This window comes from Pseudomonas amygdali, from assembly GCF_002699855.1.
GTDB classification, from domain to species: domain Bacteria; phylum Pseudomonadota; class Gammaproteobacteria; order Pseudomonadales; family Pseudomonadaceae; genus Aquipseudomonas; species Aquipseudomonas amygdali.
On the sequence record NZ_LKBW01000196.1, the window covers coordinates 1 to 1,208 of the forward strand.

General features: G+C 49.3%; 1 protein-coding gene and 1 pseudogene. One reads left to right on the forward strand and one right to left on the reverse strand.

Annotated features, from left to right (window positions below; translation table 11 throughout):
* Positions 1 to 91 precede the first annotated feature (91 nt).
* Positions 92 to 387, forward strand: a pseudogene (locus tag AO277_RS13825) (DUF1523 family protein).
* Positions 388 to 525: 138 nt separating this feature from the next.
* On the opposite strand, the gene AO277_RS13830 reads toward AO277_RS13825, so the two are convergent.
* Positions 526 to 945, reverse strand: coding sequence for a pilin (locus AO277_RS13830; RefSeq protein ID WP_044320223.1), 420 nt, complete (start codon positions 943 to 945; stop codon positions 526 to 528).
* Positions 946 to 1,208 lie beyond the last annotated feature (263 nt).

Consider the following 1,208-nt stretch of genomic DNA (forward strand, 5'->3'; position numbering starts at 1 on the left):
TTTGGTCGGCATACATGCACCTCTAGCTACATGTTATGCCCGAACACAAAATTTCTGACAGTCTCAACTAACTCAAGACACTCGATAAATCATATTTAGTCGCAACGAAGACACCGGCTGGAGCTTCCCGTGGTACTTCAAATTCGACTCCGCCGANAGGGCTACTCGCGTGACTCCCAGCAGCTGGCGCTGATTCGTTATTACGGCTGGCGCATAACGATCCTGTCGATGTTTCCCAGCGTGAGCAAGGTTGAGGCGGTGACGAGTCGTGATCAGCCGTTTCCGGTGTTTAATACGATCTTTTTTGTGGTGGTGGGGTTGTTGGTGGTGGTTGGGGTGAGGAAGAGGTTCAAGGGGCGGGCTCGGGTTGATTGGGTTGTGCGGTAAAAAACTGCTAAAAAATCCCGATCGGTGATCGGGATTTTTTCGTTTAAAACAGGATTGAACCTGTTACCTTCGAGTTACCAACAAACTGGCCTTCCCGCCGGTTACGGATACCAGCATAAGGCCAAACCTGACGATAACTCAGTTCGCTCTACACAGAATTGGTGCAGGCGCCTGAGCCACCAAACATCCACCGCCCAAAGCCCAAGTTGTGGAGTTTGTGTTGAGAGTCGGCGAGAGCACATAAGTAGAAGCTGCTGGAATACCACCTTGAGGCGTTACTGTAATGATTCCGTTGGCAACAGCAACGTTATTTACGTACGTTGTTGCTTGGCTGGCGGGGATATCGTTAGTACCCAAGTTACAGCCTTGAGGCGTACCCAGTTGCTGTATACAAAGTGCGACCGCAGTTTTGTATGTATCAGCGACGGAAGTGACTTCCGTAAAACGAGCTCGCATTGTGTAGTTCTGATACGCTGGCAGTGCCACCGCCGCCAAAATACCAACAATCGCAACAACGATCATCAGTTCTATCAGTGTAAAACCTTTTTGTGATTTCATTGCATACTTCTCCGAGGCGTCAATTTGGGGGCCCTGCTCAATTCAAAGCACACGTCATGCCAATGTGAGATCAATGATGGTTCGCAGGCTAAAACGGGCTTGAACGGTGCTTGGACCTTCAGAAATTCGTAAAAACTGACAATTTTTGTCACATCCTTCGCTGCTATTTGGCAGTACAGTCCGACTGCGCTATAACTGAACCGCCCCGGGTTTCTCGGAGACTCCAACCTTTGAGAGGATGGAGCGATGAAAAAACTACCGAA